2 protein-coding genes and 1 pseudogene are annotated in these 4,956 nt (G+C 73.3%); all 3 read right to left on the bottom strand.

Translation table 11 applies throughout. The features are described 5' to 3' along the window. Positions 1-333, bottom strand: a pseudogene (locus AOJ26_RS38980) (hypothetical protein); the annotation flags it as partial. 243 nt (positions 334-576) lie between these two features. After that, positions 577-1,806: a VWA domain-containing protein gene (locus AOJ26_RS38975; protein ID WP_234358785.1), complete on the bottom strand. Its 1,230-nt coding sequence runs from the start codon at positions 1,804-1,806 to the stop codon at positions 577-579. Between the two features lie 172 nt (positions 1,807-1,978). Beyond that, positions 1,979-4,954: a DUF5682 family protein gene (locus AOJ26_RS38970; protein WP_420713322.1), complete on the bottom strand. Its 2,976-nt coding sequence runs from the start codon at positions 4,952-4,954 to the stop codon at positions 1,979-1,981. Positions 4,955-4,956: the final 2 nt, after the last annotated feature.

Genomic DNA, 4,956 nt, shown 5'->3' with positions numbered 1-4,956 from the left:
GTCGGGGGCGGCAGCCTGGGGGGTCAGCAGGTTAAGGGTTACCGGCTCGGGGGTGCTTCCCTTGGCGGTGTCCGCGTACGCGTTCGTCTCCGTGTCCGCCCCGGTTGCCGCGGCCATGTGCGGGGCCTGCGACTCGGCCGGGAACCGCACCGGCTGACCGGCCGCCCTCCCCGCGAACGCACCGACGCCGTCCGCCGCGTGTGCCTGCTCCCCGCAGAGGAAGCCGAGCACGAACAACCCGCCCACCAGCAGACCCACTTGCAGCGCGCGCCGCCCGACCATCGCGCGCAGCAGACGCGCGATGGCACCGGGAAAGGCTGCTGACCAGGTCAAGAGGGGCCGGGTCCTTCCGTGCGACGGAACGAAGCGAAGCAGAAAGCGAAACGAAACAGAGGTGAAAGGGAACGAAGGCGAAAGGAAAACGGAGGGGAAGGGTGAAGACTGTGGAGAAGCCGATCCTTGCACGGGGTGCCCGAGGTCGCGCAAGTCCCCTGTTACCGATGCGTAGTCATGTCCGTTTTGCTGGCCGAAGCCGCAGGTCACCGGGTCGACAAATCACCAACGGGCGCCCGGGGTTCACACCGGGTCCGGTATCGGCAGCGGGCGCTTCTCGATGGCCGCCGCCATCACCTCGGGGAACAGGTCGGGAGTGCAGGCGAACGCCGGTGCGCCCAGCGCGGCGAGCGCGGCCGCGTGCTCCCGGTCGTAGGCCGGCGCCCCCTCGTCCGACAGGGCGAGCAGCGTCACGAACTGCACCCCTGACGCCTTCATCGCCGCCACCCGCTTGAGCATCTCGTTGCGTATGCCGCCCTCGTAGAGGTCGCTGATCAGCACCATCACCGTCTCCGCGGGCCGGGTGATCTGCGACTGGCAGTACGCCAGCGCCCGGTTGATGTCCGTGCCACCGCCGAGCTGTGTGCCGAACAGCACGTCCACCGGGTCGTCGAGCTGGTCGGTGAGGTCGACGACCGCCGTGTCGAAGACGACGAGCCGGGTGTCGATCGACCGCATCGACGCCAGCACCGCCCCGAACACGGACGCGTAGACCACGGACGCCGCCATCGACCCCGACTGGTCGATGCAGAGGACGACCTCCTTCTTCACCGACCGGGAGGCCCGGCCGTAGCCGACGAGCCGCTCCGGCACGATCGTCCGGTACTCGGGCAGGTAGTGCTTGAGGTTGGCCGCGATCGTGCGGTTCCAGTCGATGTCGTGGTGGCGTGGCCGGCTGATCCGGGCGCTGCGGTCGAGGGCGCCGGTGAGCGTGGCCCGGGTGCGGGTGGCGAGCCGCTTCTCCAGGTCCTCGACCACCTTGCGCACGACGGCACGTGCCGTCTCCTTCGTCGTCTCCGGCATCGCCTTGTTGAGGGAGAGAAGCGTGCCGACCAGGTGCACGTCGGCCTCGACCGCCTCCAGCATCTCCGGTTCGAGAAGCAGGGTGGACAGCCCGAGCCGGTCGATGGCGTCCCGCTGCATGACCTGGACGACGGAGGAGGGGAAGTACGTCCGGATGTCTCCCAGCCAGCGCGCCACGGACGGCGCCGAGGCCCCGAGACCCGCCGAACGATCCTTGCCCGCCTGCCCCTTCCCGTCCCCCCTGCCGTAGAGCGCGGTCAACGCCCCGTCCATCGCGGCATCCCGGCCACTGAGCGCGCACCCGGTCCCGTCGGCCGCCTCCCCACCCAGCACCAGCCGCCAACGCCGCAGCCGCTCGTCGGTGGAGGACGGAGCGTCATCGGGAACCACGACGGGGGTTCGCGCCGGGGCCTCGGTCGCCTCTTCCGAGTAGTTCGGCTCTGTTGTCATGCCTTCGCCCCCGTTCGGAAACGGTCCCAGAGCGGGACCACCGCCACGCCCGTCACCGAGCCGAGTTTCACCCGGGGCCCGGTCCTGCTCCCGGACGCGGCCCCGCGCCCGTACCCGTCAGCGGCCACTCTGCTGTCGGCCCTGTCCCGCGGCGCCCGTGCTACCTCGACCGTCATCTCGCCACCTCCGCAAGGTCGTTGTCGTCCGCGTGCGTCAAGTCGTCGCCATAGCCGCCGTGGCCAGCATGGTCGTCGTGGTCGGTATGGCCGCCGTGGTCGGCATGGTCGTCGTGGCCGGTATGGCCGCCGTGGTCGCCCTGGCCGTAGCCCTGCTCGTCTCCTCGGTCGTCGTCCAGACCGAGCAGCAGCCGCACCACGGGCAGCACGGCGTCGGCCCGGTCCCGGTCGAGGTCGGCTCCGAAACCCGGTGTCCCGGAACCGGCTCCCGCCGCGCTCCCCCGCTGTCCCGGGCCCCGCCGGACGAGTTCGCCCAGGGTCCTGCGCACTCCCGGCTCGTACGCCGAGAAGGTGCGCCGCAGCAGCGGCAGCACATCGGTGAACGCCTCCGCCGACACCCCGGTCAGCCAGGCGTCCACGAGTCCGAGCAGCCGCTCGTCGTGCACGAGGAGCATCCCGCCGCCGGACCCGCCCCCGACGAAGCCCTCGATCCACGCGGCCGCGTCCGCCGGTTCCGTCCCCGGCGACAGCACCAGCCCCATCAGCCGTGCCGCCTCGTCCTGCGCCAGCTCGCCGTCGTCCAGGAGCAGTCGCACCGCCCGTCCCCGGATGACGCCGGGCACGGAGTCCCGCAGGGACAGCACCTTGAGCACGGCCTGCCAGCGCCCGCGCAGGCCGCGGTGAACAGCAGCCGGCGCGGTACCAGCACGGTCGTCGTCCTGTGCCGGACCAGCCACCGGAGACCCGCCCGGGCCGCCCCCGTCCTGCCCGGGTGCCACGGTCCCGTCCCCCGGGCCCGCCGCTGCCTCGCTCAGCAGTCCGACCGCTCCGTGGACCGCTTCCACATGCCGCCGCATCTCCTCCGCCGCCTCCGCGTCGAGCGCGGCGCAGGCCGGCGGCAGCCCGACGAAGACACGCTCGGCGAGACCCGCGGCAACCTCCGTCAGGGCGCCGGTGTCGGTGCCCCGCACATCGCCGTAGCGCAGGGAACGGACGAGGGCGGGCAGGGCCTGGGCGAGATGGCCCACGTCCGCGTCCAGCGCGGCACGGTCGGCGAGGATCTGCATCACCGTGGGCAGGGCGTCGGGGAGTTCGGCCAGCAGACAGCGCTCGGCGAGGGCGGTGACGTCGGCGAGGCCGGGCGCGGAGACGGCGTCCGCCTCCGCCTTGGCCGTGGCGGCGGCGAGCACGGTGGTGCCCCACACTCCCGCCTCGGCGACCCGCACCGACAACTCCGGCTCCCACCGCAGTCGCCACGTCTCCCGGAACGTGCCGGTGCTCCCCCGCGAGGCCACCGGCTCACCCCACGGCACGCCAAGGAGTCGCAGCCGGTGCAGCAGCCTGCTGCGCCCGGCGTCGTTCTCCTTGCGCAGGTCGAGCTCCAGCTCCTTCTCCAGCGCCTCCGGTTTGAGCCGCAGCCGCCGCTGGATCCGGTCGAGGTCCCGCTGCAAGGGCACCGCGGGCGCCGCCTGCGGCACCTCGCCCAGGACGTCCCCGACCACCAGCCGGTCGTGCACGAGCGCCAACGGCACGTCCGAGCCCTCGCACATCACCGCCCGCACCGCGTCGGTCGTCTCGCTCAGCCCGGGCAGGGGGCGCCCGCGCATCGCCGCGAGCGTCTCGGCCAGCCGTACCGCCTCGATGACGTGCGCCGAGGACACGATCCGGCCCTCGTCGCGCAGCAGCCCCGCCACCTTGGTCAGCCACCGCTCGACGGGCCGGTCAGGCGCGGCGAACAGGTGCCCGTACCAGCCGGGCGAGTCGATCCCGGCGCCGTAGCCGCTGTGCCGCGAGAGCCTGCGGTGCGTCCACGGCACCCAGGTCATGTCCGCCTTGACCTTGGGGAGCGCCTTCAGCAGGGCCTTGTCGGCGGCGACCGTGCTCCTCTGCCGGAGCGCGGGCACGTGCCAGGCCCCGCACACCACGGCCACGTCGTCCCCGAATTCCCGCTGCGCCGCCCGCACCTGGAGCCGCATGTACGCCTCGCGCACCAGGTCCCGGTCGTGTCCGCCGGTCCCGTACGTCTCCCGCAGCACCCCCATCGCCTCTTCCAGCACAGTGAACGGCTCGAACACATCGCCCTGCCCCGCTCCCCGGTGCTCGACGACGTCCTCCCACCACCGCTCGGGGTCGTCGTATCCGGCGGCCTCGGCCAGCACCCCGAGGGGATCGACCCGGACGGCCTGGTGAACGGCGGGCTCCTGAACGGCGGGCTCGTCCGCGGATCCGGCGTCCTCACCGGCGGCAGACGTCCCGCCGTTCTCCGGGGCGGGGTTCTCGTCGGCCGGAGCGGCGCGCCCACCGGACGGGTCGGTGCCCTGCGCGTCCGGGGTCCCATCGTCGGGCGCTTCCGAATCGGGGGCACCCTGCGCGCCCGATCCGGCGGTACCAGGGGACCGGCGGGACTGCCGACCGTCCGCACCCTTGCCGTCCTCGGCCCCGGACCCGCTCGCCCCCGGCCCCCCGTCGCCGGCTTCACCCGGCAGTCCGGTCGGCCCTTCACCCGCCTCGTCCCTGCCCCACGCCAACGTGTGCGTGGCCGGCAGGTCGATGAAACGGGCCGGGACCTCGTGCTCCAGCGCCCAGCGGATGGCCACCCACTCCGGGGAGAACTCGGCCAGCGGCCAGAACGCCGAACGGCCGGGCTCGTCCACGGCATGGGCGAGCAGCGCCACCGGCGGTCGCATGTCCTCCTCGGCCGCCAGCGGGATCAACGCGTCGGCCTCCGGCGGCCCCTCGATCAGCACGGCCCGGGGCCGGGCCACGTCCAACGCCGCCCGCACAGCCCGCGCCGACCCCGGCCCGTGATGCCGCACCCCGAGCAGCAACGGCCCGGACCCGGCCTTCCGGCTGCCCTGAACGCCGGCGTCGCCCGCACCGCCGTCACTGTGACGAACGCCGGCGCCGCCCTCGCCCTCCTGTACGCCCACGTCGGTCACACCCCCGCCCCGCGACCTGTCGCTTATACCCATCT

The sequence above is a fragment of the Streptomyces sp. NRRL B-24085 genome (genome assembly GCF_001282115.1).
In the GTDB taxonomy this organism is placed as follows: Bacteria; Actinomycetota; Actinomycetes; order Streptomycetales; family Streptomycetaceae; genus Streptomyces.
This window is presented reverse-complemented; position numbering and strand designations above follow the sequence as displayed.

Excerpts from the sequence above, each read along its gene's own strand:
- AOJ26_RS38975 (WP_234358785.1), bottom strand. The coding sequence starts at position 1,806 with ATGACAACAGAGCCGAACTACTCGGAAGAGGCGACCGAGGCCCCGGCG.
- AOJ26_RS38970 (WP_420713322.1), bottom strand. The coding sequence starts at position 4,954 with ATGGGTATAAGCGACAGGTCGCGGGGCGGGGGTGTGACCGACGTGGGC.